This window comes from Streptomyces sp. NPDC031497, from assembly GCF_055580905.1.
This window is the reverse complement of the sequence record NZ_JBVIKO010000018.1, coordinates 168,777-191,053: the sequence shown is the minus strand read 5'-3', so window position 1 is coordinate 191,053 and position 22,277 is coordinate 168,777. Positions and strand designations below refer to the sequence as shown.

General features: G+C 69.2%; 21 protein-coding genes. 17 read left to right on the top strand and 4 right to left on the bottom strand.

The genetic code is table 11. The annotated features are described in order from the left end of the window. The first annotated feature begins 5 nt into the window (after window positions 1–5). Complete coding sequence (locus ACZ5K7_RS32135) at window positions 6–701, top strand: demethylmenaquinone methyltransferase (protein ID WP_468918714.1); 696 nt, start codon at window positions 6–8, stop codon at window positions 699–701. A gap of 57 nt (window positions 702–758) precedes the next feature. Here ACZ5K7_RS32135 and ACZ5K7_RS32130 read toward each other — a convergent pair whose 3' ends face one another. Continuing rightward, on the bottom strand, window positions 759–1,067 hold the full coding sequence (locus ACZ5K7_RS32130) for a PASTA domain-containing protein (protein ID WP_351694030.1): 309 nt from the start codon (window positions 1,065–1,067) through the stop codon (window positions 759–761). A gap of 110 nt (window positions 1,068–1,177) precedes the next feature. Continuing rightward, the gene (locus tag ACZ5K7_RS32125; protein ID WP_351694027.1) at window positions 1,178–1,702 is read right to left on the bottom strand and encodes a GNAT family N-acetyltransferase; all 525 of its coding nucleotides are present in this window, start codon (window positions 1,700–1,702) and stop codon (window positions 1,178–1,180) included. A 48-nt stretch (window positions 1,703–1,750) separates the two neighbouring features. Between ACZ5K7_RS32125 and ACZ5K7_RS32120 the strand changes: the two genes are divergently transcribed. Continuing rightward, window positions 1,751–3,085: a geranylgeranyl reductase family protein gene (locus ACZ5K7_RS32120; RefSeq protein ID WP_382528174.1), complete on the top strand. Its 1,335-nt coding sequence runs from the start codon at window positions 1,751–1,753 to the stop codon at window positions 3,083–3,085. A gap of 319 nt (window positions 3,086–3,404) precedes the next feature. On the opposite strand, the gene ACZ5K7_RS32115 is transcribed toward ACZ5K7_RS32120, so the two are convergent. Continuing rightward, window positions 3,405–3,755: a putative quinol monooxygenase gene (locus tag ACZ5K7_RS32115; RefSeq protein ID WP_055612311.1), complete on the bottom strand. Its 351-nt coding sequence runs from the start codon at window positions 3,753–3,755 to the stop codon at window positions 3,405–3,407. 156 nt (window positions 3,756–3,911) lie between these two features. On the opposite strand from ACZ5K7_RS32115, the gene ACZ5K7_RS32110 reads away from it, so the two are divergent. Further along, window positions 3,912–4,286: a MerR family transcriptional regulator gene (locus ACZ5K7_RS32110; RefSeq protein ID WP_214964288.1), complete on the top strand. Its 375-nt coding sequence runs from the start codon at window positions 3,912–3,914 to the stop codon at window positions 4,284–4,286. Window positions 4,287–4,689: 403 nt separating this feature from the next. On the opposite strand, the gene ACZ5K7_RS32105 is transcribed toward ACZ5K7_RS32110, so the two are convergent. After that, window positions 4,690–5,496 (bottom strand): C40 family peptidase, encoded by an 807-nt coding sequence (locus tag ACZ5K7_RS32105; RefSeq protein WP_351694019.1) that lies wholly within the window; start codon window positions 5,494–5,496, stop codon window positions 4,690–4,692. Window positions 5,497–6,250: 754 nt separating this feature from the next. Between ACZ5K7_RS32105 and ACZ5K7_RS32100 the strand changes: the two genes are divergently transcribed. Genes ACZ5K7_RS32100 through nuoN form a run of 14 tightly spaced genes read left to right on the top strand, consistent with a single transcriptional unit; the run spans window position 6,251 to window position 22,184 of the window. Then, window positions 6,251–6,610, top strand: a complete 360-nt coding sequence (locus ACZ5K7_RS32100; RefSeq protein ID WP_086791863.1) for an NADH-quinone oxidoreductase subunit A — start codon at window positions 6,251–6,253, stop codon at window positions 6,608–6,610. 14 nt (window positions 6,611–6,624) lie between these two features. Then, window positions 6,625–7,179, top strand: coding sequence for a NuoB/complex I 20 kDa subunit family protein (locus tag ACZ5K7_RS32095; protein WP_351694015.1), 555 nt, complete (start codon window positions 6,625–6,627; stop codon window positions 7,177–7,179). Then, window positions 7,176–7,919 carry an NADH-quinone oxidoreductase subunit C gene (locus ACZ5K7_RS32090; protein ID WP_351694012.1) on the top strand — a complete coding sequence of 248 codons (744 nt, stop codon included), beginning with the start codon at window positions 7,176–7,178 and terminating at the stop codon, window positions 7,917–7,919. The genes ACZ5K7_RS32095 and ACZ5K7_RS32090 overlap by 4 nt, the downstream gene beginning before the upstream one ends. Continuing rightward, on the top strand, window positions 7,916–9,256 hold the full coding sequence (locus ACZ5K7_RS32085; protein ID WP_351694010.1) for an NADH-quinone oxidoreductase subunit D: 1,341 nt from the start codon (window positions 7,916–7,918) through the stop codon (window positions 9,254–9,256). Before ACZ5K7_RS32090 ends, ACZ5K7_RS32085 begins: the two co-directional genes overlap by 4 nt. Continuing rightward, entirely contained in the window at window positions 9,253–10,110 is an 858-nt protein-coding gene (gene nuoE / locus ACZ5K7_RS32080) for an NADH-quinone oxidoreductase subunit NuoE (protein ID WP_351694005.1), read from the top strand. The genes ACZ5K7_RS32085 and nuoE overlap by 4 nt, the downstream gene beginning before the upstream one ends. Further along, entirely contained in the window at window positions 10,110–11,456 is a 1,347-nt protein-coding gene (gene nuoF / locus ACZ5K7_RS32075) for an NADH-quinone oxidoreductase subunit NuoF (RefSeq protein ID WP_450972830.1), read from the top strand. The genes nuoE and nuoF overlap by 1 nt, the downstream gene beginning before the upstream one ends. Next, window positions 11,453–13,957, top strand: a complete 2,505-nt coding sequence (locus tag ACZ5K7_RS32070; protein ID WP_468918703.1) for an NADH-quinone oxidoreductase subunit G — start codon at window positions 11,453–11,455, stop codon at window positions 13,955–13,957. The genes nuoF and ACZ5K7_RS32070 overlap by 4 nt, the downstream gene beginning before the upstream one ends. Continuing rightward, the gene (nuoH, locus tag ACZ5K7_RS32065; protein WP_468918700.1) at window positions 13,954–15,321 is read left to right on the top strand and encodes an NADH-quinone oxidoreductase subunit NuoH; all 1,368 of its coding nucleotides are present in this window, start codon (window positions 13,954–13,956) and stop codon (window positions 15,319–15,321) included. Before ACZ5K7_RS32070 ends, nuoH begins: the two co-directional genes overlap by 4 nt. Further along, window positions 15,314–15,916, top strand: coding sequence for an NADH-quinone oxidoreductase subunit NuoI (gene nuoI, locus ACZ5K7_RS32060; protein ID WP_351693993.1), 603 nt, complete (start codon window positions 15,314–15,316; stop codon window positions 15,914–15,916). Before nuoH ends, nuoI begins: the two co-directional genes overlap by 8 nt. Beyond that, on the top strand, window positions 15,913–16,755 hold the full coding sequence (locus ACZ5K7_RS32055; protein ID WP_351693990.1) for an NADH-quinone oxidoreductase subunit J: 843 nt from the start codon (window positions 15,913–15,915) through the stop codon (window positions 16,753–16,755). Before nuoI ends, ACZ5K7_RS32055 begins: the two co-directional genes overlap by 4 nt. Then, the gene (nuoK, locus tag ACZ5K7_RS32050) at window positions 16,752–17,051 is read left to right on the top strand and encodes an NADH-quinone oxidoreductase subunit NuoK (RefSeq protein ID WP_046726439.1); all 300 of its coding nucleotides are present in this window, start codon (window positions 16,752–16,754) and stop codon (window positions 17,049–17,051) included. Before ACZ5K7_RS32055 ends, nuoK begins: the two co-directional genes overlap by 4 nt. 14 nt (window positions 17,052–17,065) lie before the next feature. Then, window positions 17,066–18,961 (top strand): NADH-quinone oxidoreductase subunit L, encoded by a 1,896-nt coding sequence (gene nuoL / locus ACZ5K7_RS32045; RefSeq protein ID WP_468918695.1) that lies wholly within the window; start codon window positions 17,066–17,068, stop codon window positions 18,959–18,961. Window positions 18,962–18,966: 5 nt separating this feature from the next. Next, entirely contained in the window at window positions 18,967–20,538 is a 1,572-nt protein-coding gene (locus ACZ5K7_RS32040) for an NADH-quinone oxidoreductase subunit M (protein ID WP_468918692.1), read from the top strand. Next, complete coding sequence (nuoN, locus tag ACZ5K7_RS32035; RefSeq protein ID WP_351693978.1) at window positions 20,535–22,184, top strand: NADH-quinone oxidoreductase subunit NuoN; 1,650 nt, start codon at window positions 20,535–20,537, stop codon at window positions 22,182–22,184. Before ACZ5K7_RS32040 ends, nuoN begins: the two co-directional genes overlap by 4 nt. The last annotated feature ends 93 nt before the right edge of the window (window positions 22,185–22,277 follow it).

Here is a 22,277-nt window from a genome sequence, read left to right as displayed (position 1 = left end):
GCGAGGTGACCCGCGCCTCCCTGAACAAGCAGCCGCACGAAGTCGCCTCGATGTTCGACGACGTGGCGGAACGGTACGACCTGACCAACGACGTGCTGTCGCTCGGCCAGGACCGGCACTGGCGGAAGGAGGTCGCCCGGGCGGTCGACGCGCGGCCCGCGCAGAAGATCCTCGACCTGGCGGCCGGCACGGGCACCTCCTCCCAGCCGTTCGTCCGGGCCGGCGCCTACGTCGTGCCCTGCGACTTCTCCCTCGGCATGCTCCAGGTCGGCAAGCGGCGCAGCGCCTGGATGCCCTTCACGGCCGGGGACGCCACCCGGCTGCCCTTCCGGGACGACACCTTCGACGCCGTCACGATCTCCTTCGGCCTGCGCAACGTCCAGGACACCGACGCGGCCCTGCGGGAGATGTACCGGGTGACGCGGCCCGGCGGCCGGGTAGTGATCTGCGAGTTCTCGCACCCCACCTGGGCGCCCTTCCGGACCGTCTACACCGAGTACCTGATGCGCGCGCTGCCGCCGGTCGCCCGCACGGTCTCCTCCAATCCGGACGCCTACGTCTACCTCGCCGAGTCCATCCGGGCCTGGCCCGACCAGCCCGCGCTGGCCGGACGGCTGCGCGAGGCGGCCTGGTCGAAGGTGGCCTGGCGCAACCTCACCGGCGGGGTCGTCGCCCTGCACCGGGGCTTCAAGGAGGCCTGAGCCCGCTTCAAGGGGGCCTGAGCCCGCTTCCGGGAGGCCCGAGCCCCGTCCCGGGCGTCACCCGCCGATCACCTCGAAGGTGTCACCGGGCTGGTCCAGCTCCCGTTGCAGCCCGCCCGTCGGTGGCCGTGGGATGCGCGGCTCGCGCACGCCTCCGCCGCCCTCGCCCTCACCGAAGTCGAACCACACGTACACCATCGAGTCCCGCGGCACCTCGGCACCGGCCTGCGGGAACTGGCGTACGACGTAGTCGACGACGGCGAGATGGAAGTCCGGCCGGTCCGGCGCGTTGAGGAACAGTCCCCGCGCCTGGGCGGTCTCGCGCGCGTCCACGGCCATCAGTCCGACCAGCCGCGGTACGCGCACTTCGGGTGTTTTGGGTGTTATATGCACAGATGTCACCCCCAGCGGTACTGGAAGGGTAACCCCCGGCACTTGGCACCCGGAAGCGCCAAGTGTCTTTCTGTAACAGATCGTTACTCTGTGTTACCAACTTGCAGGTCGAGTCGGAAGCAGAGCGCGTCCTCCTGGAGCCGCGGATGCGGGAACGTCTCCGTGAGCTCCATCCCGAGGCGCCGGGCGACCGCGACCGACCGCTCGTTCCCGGGCCGCACCATCGCCACCACCTTCGGCACGCCCGCCGCCCGCAGCCGCTCCAGCGTCGTCAGCGCCGCCGCCGTCGCGTACCCCTGGCCCCAGTGCTCCCGGCCGAGCCGCCAGCCGATCTCGATCTCGCCCCTGGGCCCCCAGTCCTGCGGCCACGGCTGGGCGCCCGTGAAGCCGATGACCCGCCCGGACTCGTCGGCCATCGTCCACAGGCAGAAACCGAACTCCGCGTCGTGCCGGCGCTGCCGGGCGGTGAGCTCCTCGTAGGCCGACAGCTCCGCGGACCTGCCGCCGTGGAACTCCATGACGTCCGGGTCGTCGAAGACCCGGTACCAGGCGAACGCGTCCTCGTGCGTGGGCACACGCAGCCGTACCGCGGGGAGAGCTCGGTTCACAGGGGCAGCCCTTCAGCCGGGTGATCAGTACCGCTGAATAGACTGCCCATGTCCAGTGCCGGTCGGCACGCAGATTTCGAGCCTTGGGGAGCCCCCGCCGTGACCGAGCCCCTCTCCGAAAACACCGCCGATGTCATCGTCGTCGGCGCGGGGCCAGCCGGCTCCACGACGGCCTACCACCTCGCCAAATCCGGTCTGGACGTGCTCCTGCTGGAGAAGACCGAGTTCCCGCGCGAGAAGGTGTGCGGCGACGGACTCACCCCGCGCGCGGTGAAGCAGCTGGTCGCCATGGGTGTCGACATCTCCGAGGAGGCCGGCTGGCTGCGCAACAAGGGCCTGCGCATCGTCGGCGGCGGCACCCGCCTCCAGCTTGACTGGCCGGATCTCGCCTCCTTCCCCGACTACGGCCTGGTCCGCAAACGCGACGACTTCGACGAACAGCTCGCCCGGCAGGCGCAGAAGGCGGGTGCCCGCCTCTTCGAGCGCTGCAACGTCGGCGCCCCGATCATCGACGACCGCACCGGACGGATCACCGGTGTGCACGCCAAGCTCGGTGAGGAGAAGCGGGAAGTCACCTTCCACGCGCCGCTCGTCGTGGCCGCCGACGGCAACTCCACCCGCCTCTCCCTGGCGATGGGCCTGCACCGCCGCGAGGACCGCCCGATGGGCGTGGCCGTCCGGACCTACTTCACCTCCCCCCGTCACGAGGACGACTACCTGGAGTCCTGGCTGGAACTCTGGGACCGCCGCGGCCCCCAGGACCGCCTGCTGCCCGGCTACGGCTGGATCTTCGGCATGGGCGACGGCACCTCCAACGTCGGCCTGGGTGTCCTGAACACCTCCGACTCCTTCAAGGAACTGGACTGGCGTGAGGTCCTCAAGGCCTGGTGCGCCTCCATGCCCGCGGACTGGGGCTACACCCCCGAGAACATGACCGGCCCGATCCGCGGCGCGGCCCTCCCCATGGCCTTCAACCGCCAGCCCCACTACACGCGCGGCCTGCTCCTCGTCGGCGACGCCGGCGGCCTGGTGAACCCCTTCAACGGCGAGGGCATCGCCTACGCCATGGAGTCCGGCCAGATCGCCGCCGACGTCATCGTCCAGGCGCACGCGCGGGCCACGCCCGGCCAGCGCGAGACGGCCCTGCTGCGCTACCCGCAGGTCCTCAAGGACACCTACGGCGGCTACTACACGCTGGGCCGCGCCTTCGTGAAGCTCATCGGCAACCCGAAGGTCATGCAGATCGCGGCCCAGCGCGGCCTGACCCACCCGCTGCTGATGAAGTTCACCCTGAAGCTCCTGGCGAACCTCACCGACCCGACCGGCGGCGACGCGATGGACCGCATCATCAACGGCCTGAGCAAGGTGGCCCCGAAGGCGTGACCGCGCCAAGGGGTGACGGCCTCTACGGGGTGACTGCAGCTAAGGGGTGACGGCCGGTGCGAGGCGGCTGCCTGTCTGTCGTCAAACCCTGTCATCAATCAGCATTGGATCTGCTTGGATTCGCGCCGCCGCGAACCCCCGGATTGCAGGGGTTCATTGGACGCGTCGGCTGCCTGTCGTCAAACGATCCTTTGCCGACAGGCGGCCCGCAGCGTGGACCGGCCAGCAGCCATACCTCTGCCCGCATGCCGCGCCCTCGCGGACGGCGATCCGGATGCGGCCGGCCCCGCGTGGCGCGGGGGCAGCCGTGTGCCGTGGGTCAGGAGAGGGGGTGCAGCCAGTGGGCCTCCAGTTCCCCCTCGACCAGGCCCGCGATGGCGGCGAAGTACGTCTGCATGAACGGCTGCGAAACGTGCGCCAGCAGGTGGGCGCCGGAGGACCAGCGCTCGTAGAAGGCGAAGGCGCCCGGCTGGTCCGGCGTGGTGTGCACCACGTACTGCTCGCATCCGTCCTCCTTGCGGGTGAGGCCGATGATCGCCTGGATCTCGCCGAGCATCCGGCCCTCCCCGCCCGCCTTGGCCCGGGCGTATCCATATACCGCGACCGGCGTGTCCGAGGCGAGGATGGCGGCGGGGATGAGGCCGTCGGGTGTCGTGTCGTCAGTGCTCATGAGGTCCTACTCCGTCATGGTCGGTTCCGCCGGTGCTGGCCGGCTACCGGAGTGTAAAAGTTGACGTTAACGTCAAAGGCAAGTCGGGTGACGAACCCCGGGACGGCCCGACAGCAACCGGGACCCAGCGGCATGCGGAGCAGAGGGAGCGACGGGATGCGAATCGGCGAGGTGGCATCGGCTGCGGGAGTGAGCACGCGGGCGCTGCGCTACTACGAGCAGCAGCAGCTCATCGCGTCGAGCCGCAGCACAGGCGGGCAGCGCCTCTACACCCCGGACACGGTCGAGCGAGTGCGGTGGATCCAGCTCCTCTACGCTGCCGGGCTGAGCAGCCGGACGATCGTGGAGTTCCTGCCGTGCGTGCACACCGGTATCGCCGGCCCGGAGATGATCGCCCGGCTTCGCGCGGAGCGGGACCGCCTCGACGATCACATGCGGGACCTTGCCGCCACGCGAGCCCGACTGGACTCTGTCCTCGCCGCCGCCGAGTTCGGCGCGACACGGCCGGCCGGCGAGGCCGCGGGGGTCTGAGGCTCGACCAGCACGCGCACGCCTTGGCCCGGTGCCCAGGCCGAGGACGCCGAGCTGGTCCGCCATGCCCTCGCGGTAGCCGACGACCACATCCGGGCCGAGGACGCCGAGGAGTGGCTGTTCTCGGACTTCAGCTGGGCGGAGTTCGACACCGAGGTGCATCTGATGCGCACGCTGGGCCGGTTCGAGGGCGGCGTTGACGCAGACCGGCCCCTTGGGGACTCCTTGGAGGAGTTCACGGCCTCCGTGACCTTCCGCGCGGAGCCGGCCCGTCGTAAAGCGGCCGCACGCGGCCGGCGCCGGGCGGGCGTGCCGGAAGGGCCGCTGCCCCCGAGCGGCCGCGGCCCTACCGTGCTTGTGCGATGCCCGAGTTGCCTCGGGTTGTCTCGGGTTGCCCTTGTTGTCAGAGCACCCGCACCGCGCCGGTCGGCGGGTCGTAGTCCAGCGGGTGCTCCCCGACGCCGCTGGAGGGGTTCTGCGCGCCCACGAACATGCCGTCGCCCACGTACACGGCCACGTGGTACGCGCTGCCGGCGCTGCCCCAGTAGAGGATGTCGCCGGGCTGGAGGTTGCTCAGCGAGACCTGGGTGCCCTGCGTCGACTGGTCCTGGGAGACGCGCGGCAGGCTGACGCCGACCGACTTGAAGGCGGCCTGGACGAGACCCGAGCAGTCCCACGAGTTGGGGCCCGTGCCGCCGGAGACGTAGGCGTCGCCGATCTGTGCCTTCACGAAGGCGACCACGGCGGCGGCCGAACCGGTCGCCGTGGACGTGCTCGTGGAGGCGCTGGAGGTCGTGGTGGTGGCGCTGAGCGTGGTCCGCTCTGCGCTGCGCGAGGCGGCGCGCTCAGCGGCCTCCTTGCGGGCCTCCTCGGCCTTCTTCTTGGCCTCGGCCTTCTTCTTCGCCTCCGCGAGGTCCGACTTGGCCTGCTTGGCGGCCTTTGCGGCGGCCGCGTCGCGCTCGGCCTGGAGCGCGTAGTTCGCGGCGGCCTGCTGAGTGGCGTCGGCGGACTGAGCCACCTGGGTGGCCACATCGGCCGTCAGGGTGGGCAGTTCGAGCGTCTGCGTCACGGGTTCGGCGGCACTCGCCGAGGCCGCGCCCGCCGCTGCCATGCCGAGGACGCCACTGGCAACTCCGGCGCGCACGGCGATGCTTGTCGTCGCGCTGCGGCGGGGTTTCCGGTGGCTGCGTATGTGAGCGGTGTGGGACATGGGAACAACCGGTACCAGGGGCTCCTTCATATCTTCAAGAAACGTGTGCTGCGCCACAGTTGTTCAATCGGGGCTGTGAATCCTGTGCGTGTCATTCCTTATTGACGCCGTAACGGACATTGCGGGCGCATGTGATCACGCCTGTGATCACGTTCTTTCGCCATAACGTCCGAATTGCCCCCCGCCTACCATCGGTTGAGATGATTGGCCAAGCCCGGTTCTCAGGGGTCTCTCATCGATGTGGCGGAGGTCACGGAACGGTTACCGGGAGGGGTGCGTCTCGTGCGCGGGTCGAGCTCGCCCGAGTTCGTGAACGTGTGCACGCGTCCACATCACCTCCCGTGCCTCCCTCTCATGTGTGAATGCGGTCCACTATCAGCGCGGTCCGTCCATCGCGAATTTGCATGCAGAGGAACCCTCTTGATATAGAGACGCCCACTCCGGACCCTCTCCCGCCTGCGCGGACGGTCGAAAATGTCACCTCTGGTGATCAGCTGAACGCTTCGGGTGCGAAGATCACCACTCATCCGACTTCATGATCGATCGTCAGGTGGTGGAGATCACAAAGCTTGTGTAATACCCCGTGTCGCAGATCACAGAGCGACGGGCATAAGATGCGAGGCAGCTGGGCTTGTGACCTGCTTCACATGTTCGCGATCTTCGCCCGGGACGTGCGGGGTTCGTGTGACGCAAGAGGCGAGTGGGCCCGGTCGAACCGCCACCAGTCAGTGCCGACTGAGAGGAGCGAGGAGCGGTGAACGCGTATGCGCCCATCCTCGTACTGGGAGCCCTCGGGGCAGGCTTTGCGATCTTCTCCGTGGTCATGGCCACGCTGATCGGTCCGAAGCGGTACAACCGCGCCAGGCTCGAAGCCTACGAGTGCGGAATCGAGCCGACCCCCACGCCGGCCGGCGGCGGGCGTTTCCCGATCAAGTACTACCTGACGGCGATGCTCTTCATCGTCTTCGACATCGAGATCGTCTTCCTCTACCCCTGGGCCGTCACCTTCGACGCCCTGGGTGTTTTCGGGCTCGTGGAGATGCTGCTCTTCGTGCTCACCGTCTTCGTCGCCTACGCGTACGTATGGCGGCGCGGCGGCCTGGAATGGGACTGAGGGGCTTTTAAGTCATGGGACTCGAAGAAAAGCTGCCGAGCGGTTTCCTGCTGACCACCGTCGAGCAGGCCGCGGGCTGGGTACGCAAGGCGTCCGTCTTCCCCGCCACCTTCGGCCTCGCCTGCTGCGCCTTCGAAATGATGACGGCGGGAGCGGGCCGGTACGACCTGGCACGGTTCGGCATGGAGGTCTTCCGCGGCTCACCGCGCCAGGCCGACCTGATGATCGTGGCCGGCCGCGTCAGCCAGAAGATGGCGCCCGTCCTGCGGCAGGTCTACGACCAGATGCCCAACCCGAAGTGGGTGATCTCCATGGGCGTCTGCGCCTCCTCGGGCGGCATGTTCAACAACTACGCCATCGTCCAGGGCGTCGACCACATCGTCCCGGTCGACATCTACCTGCCCGGCTGCCCGCCCCGCCCCGAGATGCTGATGGACGCGATCCTCAAGCTCCACCAGAAGATCCAGAGCTCCAAGCTCGGCGTCAACGCCGAGGAAGCTGCCCGCGAGGCGGAGGAGGCGGCGCTCAAGGCTCTGCCCCTGATCGAGATGAAGGGGCTGCTGCGGTGAGCGACGCGAACGGCCACAACGGGGCCAACCCCGAGAAGGACCTCGCCACCGACAACCTCCCCGGCCAGCGCGGCCAGGGCGGCGAGGAGATCCGCGTCCAGCGCGGCATGTTCGGCGCCAACAACGGCGGCGACACCTCCGGCTACGGCGGCCTGGTCCGCTCGGTCCGGCTCCCGGGACCGGCGACCCGACCGTACGGCGGCTGGTTCGACGAGGTCGCCGACGAGCTGGAGGGCGCCCTGGAGGAACAGGGCCTGCTGCCCGGCAACGCCATCGAGAAGACGGTCGTCGACCGCGGCGAGGTCACCTTCCACATCGAACGCGAGCACCTGCTGCGCGTCGCCCGCACCCTGCGTGACGACCCCGCGCTCCGGTTCGAGCTGTGCACCGGCGTCAGCGGCGTCCACTACCTCCACGACAAGGGCCGCGAGCTGCACGCCGTCTACCACCTGCGCTCGATCACCCACAACCGGCTGATCCGGCTGGAGGTCAGCGCCCCGGACGCCGACCCGCACATCCCGTCCCTGGTCTCCGTCTATCCGACCAACGACTGGCACGAACGGGAGACCTACGACTTCTTCGGGATCGTCTTCGACGGTCACCCGGCCCTGACCCGCATCCTCATGCCGGACGACTGGCAGGGCCATCCGCAGCGCAAGGACTACCCCCTCGGCGGCATCCCCGTCGAGTACAAGGGCGCCCAGATCCCGGCTCCGGACCAGCGGAGGTCGTACTCGTGAGCACACAGTCAGCATCCGCCGCGTCGACCGCCTCGGCGCGCGAGACCACCGAGGGCACCGTATACACGGTCACCGGTGGCGACTGGGACGAGATCGTCCAGTCCGCGGCCCGCGCCGACGACGAACGCATCGTCGTCAACATGGGTCCCCAGCACCCCTCCACCCATGGGGTGCTCCGGCTGATCCTGGAGATCGACGGCGAGACCGTCACCGAGACCCGCTGCGGCGTCGGCTACCTGCACACCGGCATCGAGAAGAACCTCGAGTACCGCACGTGGACGCAGGGGTCCGCCTTCGTCACGCGCATGGACTACCTGACGTCCTTCTTCAACGAGACCGCCTACTGTCTGGGCGTCGAGAAACTCCTCGGCATCGAGGACCAGGTCCCCGACCGCGCGACGATCATCCGGGTGCTCCTGATGGAGCTGAACCGGATGTCCTCGCACCTGGTCGCCATCGCCACCGGCGGCATGGAGCTGGGTGCCACCACGCTCATGATCTACGGATTCCGTGATCGTGAAATGATTCTCGACCTCTTCGAGCTGATCACCGGCCTGCGGATGAACCACGCGTACATCCGCCCCGGCGGACTCGCCCAGGACCTGCCGCCCGGCGCGGTCGACCAGATCCGCGAGTTCATCAAGAAGATGCGGAAGAACCTCCCCGAGTACGACAAGCTCGCCACCGGGAACCCCGTCTTCAAGGGCCGCATGCAGGGCATCGGCTATCTGGACCTGGCCGGCTGCATGGCCCTCGGCGCCACCGGCCCCATCCTGCGCGCCACCGGCCTGCCGCACGACCTGCGCAAGTCCCAGCCCTACTGCGGCTACGAGAACTACGACTTCGACGTCGCCGTCGCCGAGACCTGCGACGCCTACGGCCGCTTCCTGATCCGCCTGGAGGAGATGCGCCAGTCGCTCAGGATCGTCGAGCAGTGCCTGGACCGGCTCCAGCCCGGACCGGTCATGGTCGCCGACAAGAAGATCGCCTGGCCCGCGCAGCTCGCCCTGGGACCGGACGGACTCGGTAACTCCCTCGACCACATCAAGAAGATCATGGGCACCTCCATGGAGGCCCTGATCCACCACTTCAAGCTGGTCACCGAGGGCTTCCGGGTGCCGCCCGGACAGGTCTACACGGCCATCGAGTCACCCAAGGGCGAACTCGGGGCGCACGTCGTCTCCGACGGCGGCACCCGCCCCTACCGGGTCCACTTCCGCGACCCGTCCTTCGCCAACCTGCAGGCCATCGCGGCGATGTGTGAGGGCGGCCAGGTGGCCGACGTCATCGTCGTCATCGCGTCCATCGACCCGGTACTGGGAGGCGTCGACCGGTGAACACCTCTTCTTCGGAGCGGGGCGTCAGCCTGGGCATGCCCGAGCTGCCCGCGCCCGCCTATCCGGACGACGTCCGGGCCCGACTGGAGACGGACGCGCGCGACATCATCGCGCGCTACCCCGACTCCCGGTCCGCCCTGCTGCCGCTGCTGCATCTCGTGCAGTCGGAGGAGGGCCACGTCACGCGCACCGGGATGCAGTTCTGCGCCGACGTGCTGGAGCTGACCACGGCGGAGGTCACCGCGGTCGCCACCTTCTACACGATGTACCGGCGCAAGCCCTCCGGCGACTACCAGGTGGGCGTCTGCACCAACACCCTGTGCGCGGTGATGGGCGGCGACGCCATCTTCGAGACCCTCCAGGAGCACCTGGGCGTCGGCAACGGCGAGACCACCGACGACGGCAGCGTCACCCTGGAGCACATCGAGTGCAACGCGGCCTGCGACTTCGCGCCGGTCGTGATGGTCAACTGGGAGTTCTTCGACAACCAGACCCCCGCCAGCGCCCGGCGCCTGGTCGACGACCTGCGCGCGGGCCGGGACGTCGAGCCCACGCGCGGGGCCCGGCTGTGCACCTTCAAGGAGACCGCGCGGATCCTGGCCGGCTTCCCCGACGAGCGGCCCGGGGCCGTCGAGGAGAGCGGAAGCGCCGGACCCGCGTCCCTGGTGGGCCTCCACCTGGCCAGGGGAGAGTCCGCACCCGCGCGCGTGGTCCATCCGCGCACGGGTCCGCAGGACCGCACGGTGCACGAGCCGTCGCCGGCCGAGCACCTCAGTTCCCATGACGCGCCGCAGGAGACCTCGGCCTCCGACCCGTCGCACCCGGCAGGGCCTGCCGCCGAGGAGGGGGAGTGATGACGGTGGTACCCGACCTCAAGGACACCAGCCCCGAGAAGCTGCTCGCACCCGTGCTGTCGGCCTTCTGGGACGAGGACCGGTCCTGGTCCCTGGACGTCTACCGACGGCACGAAGGATACGAGGGGCTCCGCAAGGCGCTCGCCATGTCTCCGGACGACCTGATCGCCTACGTGAAGGAGTCCGGGCTGCGCGGCCGCGGCGGCGCGGGATTCCCGACCGGGATGAAGTGGCAGTTCATTCCGCAGGGAGACGGCAAACCGCACTATCTGGTTGTCAACGCCGACGAATCGGAGCCCGGGACCTGCAAGGACATCCCGCTCCTCTTCGCGAACCCGCACAGCCTCATCGAGGGCATCGTGATCGCGTGCTACGCCATCCGGTCGTCGCATGCCTTCATCTACCTGCGTGGTGAAGTCGTCCCCGTCCTGCGGCGGTTGCACGAGGCCGTGCGCGAGGCCTACGCGGCCGGCTACCTCGGCGAGAACATCCTGGGCAGCGGTCTCGACCTGAACCTCACCGTGCACGCCGGCGCCGGCGCGTACATCTGCGGTGAGGAGACCGCACTGCTCGACTCGCTCGAAGGCCGCCGTGGTCAACCGCGACTGCGTCCTCCCTTCCCGGCTGTCGAAGGGCTCTATGCCTGCCCGACTGTTGTGAACAACGTCGAGTCCATCGCCTCGGTTCCCGCCATCCTGCACAAGGGCAAGGACTGGTTCAGGTCCATGGGGAGCGAGAAGTCACCCGGCTTCACGCTCTACTCCCTCAGCGGCCACGTCACCAGCCCCGGCCAGTACGAGGCACCGCTCGGCATCACCCTGCGCCAGCTCCTCGACATGAGCGGCGGAATGCGCACCGGCCACCGCCTGAAGTTCTGGACACCTGGCGGCTCCTCGACGCCCATGTTCACCGACGAGCACCTCGACGTCCCTCTCGACTACGAAGGAGTGGGGGCCGCCGGTTCCATGCTCGGCACCAAGGCCCTCCAGTGCTTCGACGAGACCACCTGCGTCGTGCGCGCCGTCACCCGCTGGACCGAGTTCTACGCCCACGAGTCCTGCGGCAAGTGCACCCCGTGCCGCGAAGGCACCTACTGGCTGGTGCAGCTGCTGCGCGACATCGAGGCCGGCAAGGGCGTGATGTCCGACCTCGACAAGCTGAACGACATCGCCGACAACATCAACGGCAAGTCCTTCTGCGCCCTCGGCGACGGCGCCGCGTCCCCCATCTTCTCCTCACTGAAGTACTTCCGCGAGGAGTACGAACAGCACATCACGGGCCGGGGCTGCCCCTTCGACCCGGCCAAGTCGACGGCCTGGGCGGACCGCCCGGAGGTGAACGCATGACCGTGACCACGAGTTCCCCCTCCTCCGGGGGAACGGCGGCGGTCCCGCCGCAGGACCTCGTCACGCTGACGATCGACGGCGTGGAGATCAGCGTGCCCAAGGGCACCCTGGTCATCCGCGCCGCCGAGCAACTCGGCATCGAGATCCCGCGCTTCTGCGACCACCCCCTGCTGGACCCGGCCGGCGCCTGCCGCCAGTGCATCGTCGAGGTCGAGGGCCAGCGCAAGCCCATGGCGTCCTGCACGATCACCTGCACCGACGGCATGGTCGTGAAGACCCATCTCACCTCCCCGGTCGCCGAGAAGGCCCAGCACGGGGTGATGGAGCTGCTGCTCATCAACCACCCCCTGGACTGCCCGGTCTGCGACAAGGGCGGCGAGTGCCCGCTGCAGAACCAGGCGATGTCGCACGGCAACGCCGAGTCCCGCTTCCACGGCAGGAAGCGCACCTACGAGAAGCCCCTCCCGATCTCCACCCAGGTGCTCCTCGACCGCGAACGGTGCGTGCTGTGCGCGCGCTGCACCCGGTTCTCCAACCAGGTCGCCGGCGACCCGATGATCGAGCTCCTGGAACGCGGCGCGCTCCAGCAGGTCGGCACCGGCGAGGGCGACCCGTTCGAGTCGTACTTCTCCGGGAACACCATCCAGATCTGCCCGGTGGGCGCGCTGACCTCGGCGGCGTATCGCTTCCGCTCCCGCCCCTTCGACCTGATCTCCTCTCCGTCCGTGTGCGAGCACTGCTCGGGCGGCTGCGCCACCCGCACCGACCACCGGCGCGGCAAGGTCATGCGGCGGCTCGCCGCCAACGACCCCGAGGTCAACGAGGAGTGGATCTGCGACAAGGGACGCTTCGCGTTCCGCTACGGGCAGCAGAAGGACCGCCTGGAGACCCCGCTGGTCCGCAACGCCCAGGGCGTGCTCGAACCCGCCTCCTGGCCGGAGGCGCTCGAAGCGGCCGCCCGGGGACTGACCGCCGCCCGCTCCCGGGCCGGCGTCCTCACCGGCGGCCGGCTCACCGTCGAGGACGCCTACGCGTACAGCAAGTTCGCGCGCGTCGCCCTCGACACCAACGACATCGACTTCCGCGCGCGCGTGCACAGCAGCGAGGAAGCCGACTTTCTGGCCGCGCGGATCGCCGGCCGCGGCCACGATCTCGACGGCACGGGCGTCACCTACACCGCCTTGGAGAAGGCACCGGCCGTGCTCCTGGTCGGGTTCGAGTCCGAGGAGGAGGCGCCCGGCGTCTTCCTGCGGCTGCGCAAGGCCTGGCGCAAGCACAAGCAGCGGGTGTTCTCCCTCGCCACCCACGCCACGCGCGGCCTGGAGAAGGCGGGCGGCACCCTGCTGCCGGCCGCCCCCGGTACCGAGACCGAATGGCTGGACGCCCTCGCGGGCGGCATCGGCCTGGAGGAACCCGGCACACAGGCCGCCGAGGCGCTGCGCGCCGAGGGCGCGGTCATCGTCGTGGGCGAGCGGCTGGCGTCGGTCGTCGGCGGCCTGACCGCCGCCGTACGGGCCGCCACCGCCACCGGCGCACAACTGGTGTGGATCCCGCGCCGGGCCGGGGAGCGCGGCGCGATCGAGGCGGGCGCGCTGCCGTCGCTGCTGCCGGGCGGCCGCCCGGCCACCGACCCACGCGCGCGTGACGAGGTCGCCGCCGCCTGGGGCGTGTCCGAACTCCCGCTTCGCTACGGCCGCGACACCGGCCAGATCATCGAGGCCGCCGCCCGCGGCGAACTCTCCGCCCTCCTGGTGGCCGGCGTCGAGGTCATCGACCTGCCCGACCCCACGCGCGCGCGTGCGGCACTCGAAGCCGTCGGCTTCCTGGTCTCGCTGGAGCTGCGGCCCAGCGAGGTCACCGAGCGCGCCGAGGTCGTCCTCCCGGTCGCCGCCGTCGCCGAGAAGGCCGGCACCTTCCTCAACTGGGAAGGCCGGGTGCGGTCCTTCGAGGCCGCGCTCAAGCCCGAGCAGATGACCCGACGGCTGGCGCCCACCGACGCACGCGTGCTGCAGATGCTCGCGGACGCCATGGACGTCCACCTCGGCCTGCCCGACCTGCGCACCACGCGCGCGGAACTCGACCGGCTCGGCGCCTGGGACGGGCCGAAGGCCTCCGAACCGCTGGAGACGGCCGGACCGCTGCCGCGGCCGGCGGCCGGAGAGGCCGTGCTCGCCGGACACCGGCTCCTCCTCGACCAGGGCGTCCTCCAGGACGGCGACGAGGCCCTCGCCGGCACCCGGCACACCGCCCACGCCCGGCTGTCCGCCGCGACCGCCGCCGAGGCCGGCATCGACAACGGCGACCTCGTCGCCGTCACCTCGGCCGCCGGCACCGTCGAACTCCCGCTCAGGATCACCGAGATGCCCGACCGCGTGGTCTGGCTCCCGCTGAACTCCGTGGGCGGCGGCATCGCCTCCGACACCGGGGCACTGCCCGGCTCCCTCGTCCGTATCGGCCCGGCGGCCACCGCCGGTGAGGCCCCCAAGGAGGTGGAGGCATGAACCCGTACCTCGCTGCTGAAGACCTCTCCATGTTCGGCCGCGACCCCTGGTGGCTGGTCGTCGTCAAGGCGGTCTTCTGCTTCGCCTTCCTGATGGTGACCGTGCTGATCTCCATCGTCATGGAGCGCAAGGTCATCGCCTGGATGCAGCTGCGTATCGGCCCCAACCGGCACGGCCCCTGGGGCATGCTCCAGTCGCTCGCCGACGGCGTGAAGCTGATGCTCAAGGAAGACCTCATCGTCAAACGCGCGGACAAGGCCGTCTACATCCTCGCGCCGATCGTCGCGGCCATCCCCGCGTTCATGGCCATCGCGGTCATCCCGTTCGGACCGGCCGACAACGAGGTCTCGATCTTCGGCCACCGCACCACGATGCAGCTCACCGACCTGCCGATCGCGATGCTCTACATCCTCGCGGTCGCCTCCGTCGGCATCTACGGCATCGTCCTCGCCGGCTGGAGCTCCGGATCCACCTACCCGCTCCTCGGCGGCCTGCGCTCCTGCGCGCAGATGATCTCCTACGAGATCGCCATGGGCGCCGCGTTCGCGTCGGTGTTCCTGTACTCGGGCTCCATGTCGACGTCCACGATCGTCGCCCAGCAGCACGACCGCTGGTACATCCTGCTGCTGCCGGTCTCGTTCATCCTCTACGTCGTCACCATGGTCGGCGAGACCAACCGCGCCCCCTTCGACATGCCGGAGTCCGAGGGCGACCTGGTCGGCGGCTTCAACACCGAGTACTCGTCGATCAAGTTCGCGATGTTCATGCTCGCCGAGTACGTCAACATGGTGACGGTCTCCGCCGTGTCGACGACGCTGTTCCTCGGCGGCTGGCGCGCCCCCTGGCCGATCAGCACCGTCTGGGCGGGCGCCAACCACGGCTGGTGGCCGATGCTCTGGTTCGTCGCCAAGGTCGTGGTGCTGCTGTTCGTCTTCGTCTGGCTGCGCGCCAGCCTTCCCCGGGTGCGCTACGACCAGCTGATGAAGCTCGGCTGGAAGGTCCTCATCCCGGTCTCGGTCGTCTGGCTGATGCTCGTCGCCACCGTACGGACCCTCCGCAACGAGAACTACGGCTTCGCCGACATCGCCCTCTACGTCGGCGGCGGAGTCCTCGCCCTGCTGCTCCTGTCCTTCGTCGTCGACATGTTCCGCGACAAGGGCGGCAAGGAGCCCGCGCAGGCCGCCGCCGAACCGGTCGCGTTCGACCCGATGGCAGGCGGATTCCCCGTACCGCCGCTGCCCGGACAGGAGCTGCCGCCGGTGCCCCGGCGCAGCCCGCGCCGGGAGCGCGAGCTGATTGTCAGTGGTGGACCGGACACTGTCAGTGACGGATCTACGGATGGAAAGGAGGCGTCCGATGGCTGAGGAGCCCAAGGAGACCGAGCCCGGTTTCCTGAACCCCGTGGCCGGCTTCGGCGTGACCTTCAAGGCCATGTTCAAGAAGCGGCTGACCGAGCAGTACCCGGAGCAGAAGAAGACCACGGCCCCGCGGTTCCACGGACGGCACCAGCTCAACCGCCATCCGGACGGCCTGGAGAAGTGCATCGGCTGCGAACTGTGCGCCTGGGCCTGCCCCGCCGACGCCATCTACGTGGAGGGCGCCGACAACACCGACGAGGAGCGTTACTCGCCGGGCGAGCGCTACGGCCGCGTCTACCAGATCAACTACGCCCGCTGCATCCTGTGCGGCCTGTGCATCGAGGCGTGCCCCACGCGCGCGCTCACGATGACCAACGAGTTCGAGCTCGCCGACACCAGCCGCGCCAACCTCATCTACACCAAGGAGCAGCTGCTCGCCGGCCTGGAGGACGGCATGGTCGACAGCCCGCACGCGATCTTCCCGGGCACCGACGAACAGGACTACTACCGGGGCCTGGTGACCGAGGCCGCGCCCGGGACCGTCCAGCAGGTGGCCGTCTCGAAGGGCGAGAAGCCGGACGAAGAGGGGGTGGAGGCATGAGCGCGCAGCTCGCCGCCTACGCCACCTCCACCGGCGAGGCCTTCCAGTTCTGGGTCCTCGGCACCGTCGCCGTCATCGGCGCCCTGTGCACCGTCCTCATGAAGAGGGCCGTGCACAGCGCCCTCTGTCTCGCCGGCACCATGATCGTCCTGGCGGTGTTCTACCTCGCCAACGGCGCCTACTTCCTGGGCATCGTGCAGATCGTCGTCTACACCGGCGCGATCATGATGCTGTTCCTCTTCGTGGTGATGCTGGTCGGCGTGACCGCCGCCGACTCCCTGACCGAGACCATCAAGGGCCAGCGCTGGCTGGCCCTTCTCTGTGGGGTCGGCTTCGGCGTCCTGCTCTTCGCGGGCATCGCCAACGCCTCCCTCAAGAACTTCAACGGCATCGGCCAGGCCAACGCCAACGGCAATGTGGAGGGCCTCGCCGCCCTCATCTTCACCAAGTACGTCTTCGCCTTCGAAATCACCGGCGCCCTGCTCATCACCGCGGCCGTCGGCGCCATGGTGCTCACCCACCGCGAGCGCACCGAGCGCGCCAAGACCCAGCGCGAGCAGTCCGAACAGCGCGTCCGCGACGGCAAGCACCTGCCGCCGCTGCCCGCCCCCGGCGTCTACGCCCGGCACAACGCCGTCGACATCGCCGGTCTGCTGCCCGACGGCACCCCGTCCGAGCTCACGGTCAACAAGACGCTGCGCGATCGCGGCCAGATCCGTGACGTGTCCGCGGAGGCCATCAACGACCTGCGGGCCCTGGAACAGCGCGCCGAGGAACGGCTGGAGCGGACCCCGATCGAGCCGGAGAACCTCAAGCGGCCCGAGGAGGCGTCGAAGTGAACCCGGTCTATTACCTCTATCTCGCCGCCCTGTTGTTCACGATCGGCGCCACCGGTGTGCTGATCAGACGGAACGCGATCGTCGTCTTCATGTGCATCGAGCTGATGCTCAACGCCTGCAACCTCGCGTTCGTCGTCTTCTCCCGCATGCACGGCAACCTCGACGGCCAGATCATCGCCTTCTTCACGATGGTCGTCGCCGCCGCGGAGGTCGTGGTCGGGCTCGCGATCATCGTGTCGCTGTTCCGTACCCGCCACTCGGCCTCGGTCGACGACGCCAGCCTGATGAAGCTGTAAGGGGTCGCTGAATCGTGGAGAATTTGATCGCGCTGCTGATCGCGGCGCCCCTGCTCGGAGCGGCCGTCCTGCTGGTCGGCGGCCGACGCCTGGACGGCGTGGGCCACTGGATCGGCACGCTCCTGTCGACGACCTCCTTCGTGTTCGGCGTGATCCTCTTCGCCGACCTGCTGGGCAAGAACGCCGAACACCGCACCCTGATGCAGCACCTGTTCACCTGGGTCCCGGTGGCCGGCTTCCAGGCGGACGTCACCTTCCGCCTCGACCAGCTGTCGATGACGTTCGTCCTGCTGATCACCGGCGTCGGCTCGCTCATCCACCTGTACTCGATCGGGTACATGGAGCACGACGAGCGCCGCCGCCGCTTCTTCGGCTACCTCAACCTGTTCCTCGCGGCGATGCTGCTGCTCGTCCTCGCCGACAACTACCTGCTGCTGTACGTCGGCTGGGAGGGCGTCGGTCTCGCCTCCTACCTGCTGATCGGCTTCTGGCAGCACAAGCCCAGCGCGGCCACCGCCGCGAAGAAGGCGTTCCTGGTCAACCGGGTCGGCGACATGGGCCTGTCGATCGCGATCATGCTGATGTTCACGACGTTCGGCACGTTCGCCTTCGGCCCGGTCCTCAGCCACGCGACCGACGCCTCCGAGGGCAGGCTCACCGCGATCGGCCTGATGCTGCTGCTCGCCGCCTGCGGCAAGTCCGCCCAGGTGCCGCTGCAGTCCTGGCTCGGGGACGCCATGGAGGGCCCGACCCCGGTCTCCGCCCTCATCCACGCGGCGACCATGGTGACCGCGGGCGTCTACCTCATCGTCCGCTCCGGAGCGATCTTCAACGCCGCCCCCGACGCGCAGCTGGTCGTCACCGTCGTCGGCGCCGTCACGCTCCTGTTCGGTGCGATCGTCGGTTGCGCGAAGGACGACATCAAGAAGGCCCTCGCCGGCTCGACCATGTCGCAGATCGGCTACATGGTGCTCGCCGCCGGCCTCGGCCCGATCGGCTACGTCTTCGCGATCATGCACCTGGTGACGCACGGCTTCTTCAAGGCCGGCCTGTTCCTGGGTGCCGGTTCCGTCATGCACGGCATGAACGACGAGGTCGACATGCGCAAGTACGGCGGCCTGCGCAAGTACATGCCGGTCACCTTCATCACCTTCGGCCTCGGCTACCTCGCCATCATCGGCTTCCCGGGCCTGTCCGGCTTCTTCTCCAAGGACAAGATCATCGAGGCGGCGTTCGCCAAGGGCGGCACCGAGGGCTGGATCCTCGGCACCTGCGCCCTGCTCGGCGCGGCCATCACCGCGTTCTACATGACGCGCGTGATGCTGATGACGTTCTTCGGCGAGAAGCGCTGGCAGCCCGACGAGCACGGCCACGAGCCGCACCCGCACGAGTCCCCGAAGGTCATGACCATCCCGATGATCGTGCTGGCGATCGGCTCGGTCTTCGGCGGCGCCTTCTTCAGCATCGGCGACCGCTTCCTGCACTGGCTGGAGCCGATCACCGGCCACAGCGAGGGCGACTCCCCGATCAGCGCCGCCACGGTCACCGGCGCCACCATGGTGTGCCTGGTCATCGGCGTCGGCATCGCCTACCTGCAGTACGGCCGCCGTCCCGTCCCCGCCGTCGCCCCACGCGGTTCGCTGCTCACCCGCGCGGCCCGCCGCGACCTCCTCCAGGACGACTTCAACCACGTCGTCCTGGTCCGCGGCGGCGAACACCTCACCCGCTCCCTTGTATATGTCGACCACACCCTGGTTGACGGCGTCGTCAACGGCACGGCGGCGGGCTTCGGCGGACTGTCCGGCCGACTGCGCAAGCTCCAGAACGGCTACGCGCGCTCGTACGCGGTCTCGATGTTCGGCGGCGCCGCCCTCCTGGTCGCCGCGACCCTGCTGATGAGGGCGGTCTGATACCGATGTCCTTTCCTCTGCTGACAGCGACGGCGGTGCTCCCGGCCGTCGGGGCGATCGCCACGGCCGCCGTACCGGCCGCGCGACGCACCGCCGCCAAATGGCTCGCGCTGCTGGTTTCGCTCGCCACTCTGGTGCTCGCGATCGTCGTCCTGGTCCGCTTCGACCCGGGCGGCGCCCGCTACCAGCTCACCGAATCCCACGCCTGGATCGCGGACTTCGGTGTCCGCTACGAACTGGGCGTCGACGGCATCGCGGTCGCCCTGATCGCGCTGACCGCCCTGCTGATGCCGTTCATCATCCTGGCGGGCTGGCACGACGCCGACCCGCTGGAGACCGGCAGCAAGCGGTGGCGGCCCACCCAGGGCTTCTTCGCCCTGATCCTGGCCGTCGAGGCGATGGTGATCATCTCCTTCGAGGCCACCGACGTCTTCCTCTTCTACATCTTCTTCGAAGCCATGCTGATCCCGATGTACTTCCTCATCGGCGGCTTCGGGGACCGTGCCCACGCGGGCTCCGACGAGAACGCGGCGGCCCAACGCTCGTACGCCGCCGTGAAGTTCCTCCTCTACAACCTGGTCGGCGGCCTGATCATGCTGGCCGCGGTGATCGGCCTCTACGTGGTCGCCGGGAACTTCTCCCTCGCCGAGATCGCGCAGGCCCGCGCGAACGGCTCGCTGCACATGGCGACCAGCACCGAACGCTGGCTGTTCCTCGGCTTCTTCTTCGCCTTCGCGGTGAAGGCACCGCTGTGGCCGCTGCACACCTGGCTGCCCAACGCCATGCAGGAGTCCACCGCCCCCGTCGCCGTGCTCATCACGGCGGTCGTCGACAAGGTGGGCACGTTCGCGATGCTCCGCTTCTGCCTCCAGCTGTTCCCGGAGGCCTCGAAGTGGGCGACACCCGTCATCCTCGTCCTCGCCGTGATCAGCATCATCTACGGCGCGCTGCTCGCCGTCGGCCAGCGGGACATCAAGCGGCTGGTCGCCTACGCGTCCATCTCGCACTTCGGCTTCATCATCCTGGGCATCTTCGCGATGACCAGCCAGGGCCAGTCCGGCGCCACCCTCTACATGGTCAACCACGGCATCTCCACGGCCGCGCTGATGCTGGTCGCCGGCTTCCTGATCTCCCGGCGTGGCTCGCGGCTCATCGCCGACTACGGCGGTGTGCAGAAGGTCGCCCCGGTGCTCGCCGGCACCTTCCTGATCGGCGGCCTGGCCACCCTGTCGCTGCCGGGTCTCGCACCCTTCGTGAGCGAATTCCTCGTCCTGGTCGGCACGTTCACGCGCTACCCGGCCCTCGGCATCATCGCCACCCTCGGCATCGTCCTCGCCGCGCTCTACACCCTCGTCCTCTACCAGCGGACGATGACGGGCCCGGTGAAACCGGAGGTCTCCGCGATGCCCGACCTACGCGCGCGGGAACTCGTGGTCGTCACCCCGCTGATCGTTCTGCTGATCTTCCTGGGCGTCTACCCGAAGCCCGTCACGGACATCGTCAACCCGGCGGTCAAGCAGACCATGTCGGACGTACACAAGACCGACCCGAAGCCCGCAGTGGAGGCGGCCAAGTGAGCGCAGCAGCCGTCCACAGCCTGTGGACAACCGCGGCCGAACCGATCTCGAAGATCGACGCGCCGAAGATCGAATACGGACAATTGTCCCCCACTCTGATCGTGCTCGGCGCGGCGATCGTCGGGGTGCTCGTCGAGGCGTTCGTCCCGCGCAAATCCCGCTACTACGCGCAGGTCTTCGTCTCCGCCGTCGCGCTGTGCGCGGCCTTCGCGGCGGTCATCGCACTGGCCGCGGACGGATACGGCACCACCAAGGCACACATCGCCGCGATGGGCGCGATCGCCGTCGACGGACCGTCCCTGTTCCTGCAGGGCACGATCCTGCTGGCCGGCCTGCTCGGCCTGTTCACCTTCGCCGAACGCCGCCTCGACCCGGCCGCCCACGGCAACCGCGTCGACTCCTTCGCCGCACAGGCCGCCTCCGTGCCCGGCAGCGACAGCGAGAAGGCCGCGGTGAAGGCCGGATTCACCACCACCGAGGTCTTCCCGCTGCTCCTCTTCGCGGTCTCCGGCATGCTGGTGTTCCCCTCGGCCAACGACCTGCTGACGCTCTTCGTGGCCCTGGAGGTCTTCTCCCTCCCGCTCTACCTGATGTGCGCCCTGGCCCGCCGCAAGCGCCTCATGTCCCAGGAAGCCGCCGTCAAGTACTTCCTGCTCGGCGCCTTCGCCTCCGCGTTCACCCTGTTCGGCATCGCCCTGCTGTACGGCTACGCCGGCTCCGTGTCGTACGCCACCATCTCCCAGGTCGTCGACGGCACCGTCACCAGCGTCGACCCCGCCCTCGCCGGCACCATGGGCAACGACGCACTGCTCCTGATCGGCACCGCCATGGTCGTCATGGGCCTGCTCTTCAAGGTCGGCGCCATCCCCTTCCACATGTGGACGCCCGACGTCTACCAGGGCGCGCCCACCCCGGTGACCGGCTTCATGGCGGCGGCGACCAAGGTGGCCGCGTTCGGCGCGCTGCTGCGCCTGCTGTACGTCGTCCTGCCCGGCCTGCGCTGGGACTGGCGGCCGGTCATGTGGGGCGTCGCGATCATCACCATGCTGGGCGGCGCGATCGTCGCGATCACCCAGACCGACATCAAGCGACTGCTCGCGTACTCGTCGATCGCGCACGCCGGATTCATCCTCGCGGGTGTCATCGCGACCTCGAAGGACGGCGTGTCGTCCGTCCTCTTCTACCTGGCCGGGTACTCCTTCGTGACCATCGGCGCCTTCGCCGTGGTCACCCTGGTGCGCGACGCCGGCGGCGAGGCCACGCACCTGTCCAAGTGGGCCGGCCTCGGCCGCCGCTCACCACTGGTCGCGGCCGTCTTCGCGGTGTTCCTGCTGGCCTTCGCGGGTATCCCGCTGACCTCCGGCTTCGCCGGGAAGTTCGCCGTGTTCAAGGCGGCGGCGGAGGGCGGGGCGGCCCCGCTGGTCGTCGTCGGTGTGATCTCGTCGGCGATCGCCGCGTTCTTCTACATCCGCGTGATCGTGCTGATGTTCTTCAGCGAGCCCAGGCCCGACGGCCCCACGGTCGCCGTCCCGTCACCGCTGACCATGACGGTGATCGGAGTCGGCGTCGCGGTCACGCTGGTGCTCGGTGTGGCACCGCAGTACTTCCTGGACCTGGCGAGCCAGGCGGGAGTCTTCGTACGCTGACCCGTCCGGTACGGCCGTGGGCCCCGGTTCCTTCCGAGGAACCGGGGCCCACGCGCGCGTGCGCGCCCCAGGGGTCAGCTGGCCGCTGTGGGT

Excerpts from the sequence above, each read along its gene's own strand:
- ACZ5K7_RS32120 (WP_382528174.1), top strand. The coding sequence starts at position 1,751 with ATGTCCAGTGCCGGTCGGCACGCAGATTTCGAGCCTTGGGGAGCCCCC.
- ACZ5K7_RS32115 (WP_055612311.1), bottom strand. The coding sequence starts at position 3,755 with ATGAGCACTGACGACACGACACCCGACGGCCTCATCCCCGCCGCCATC.
- ACZ5K7_RS32110 (WP_214964288.1), top strand. The coding sequence starts at position 3,912 with ATGCGAATCGGCGAGGTGGCATCGGCTGCGGGAGTGAGCACGCGGGCG.
- ACZ5K7_RS32105 (WP_351694019.1), bottom strand. The coding sequence starts at position 5,496 with ATGTCCCACACCGCTCACATACGCAGCCACCGGAAACCCCGCCGCAGC.
- ACZ5K7_RS32095 (WP_351694015.1), top strand. The coding sequence starts at position 6,625 with ATGGGACTCGAAGAAAAGCTGCCGAGCGGTTTCCTGCTGACCACCGTC.
- nuoF (WP_450972830.1), top strand. The coding sequence starts at position 10,110 with ATGACGGTGGTACCCGACCTCAAGGACACCAGCCCCGAGAAGCTGCTC.
- ACZ5K7_RS32070 (WP_468918703.1), top strand. The coding sequence starts at position 11,453 with ATGACCGTGACCACGAGTTCCCCCTCCTCCGGGGGAACGGCGGCGGTC.
- nuoH (WP_468918700.1), top strand. The coding sequence starts at position 13,954 with ATGAACCCGTACCTCGCTGCTGAAGACCTCTCCATGTTCGGCCGCGAC.
- nuoI (WP_351693993.1), top strand. The coding sequence starts at position 15,314 with ATGGCTGAGGAGCCCAAGGAGACCGAGCCCGGTTTCCTGAACCCCGTG.
- ACZ5K7_RS32055 (WP_351693990.1), top strand. The coding sequence starts at position 15,913 with ATGAGCGCGCAGCTCGCCGCCTACGCCACCTCCACCGGCGAGGCCTTC.
- ACZ5K7_RS32040 (WP_468918692.1), top strand. The coding sequence starts at position 18,967 with ATGTCCTTTCCTCTGCTGACAGCGACGGCGGTGCTCCCGGCCGTCGGG.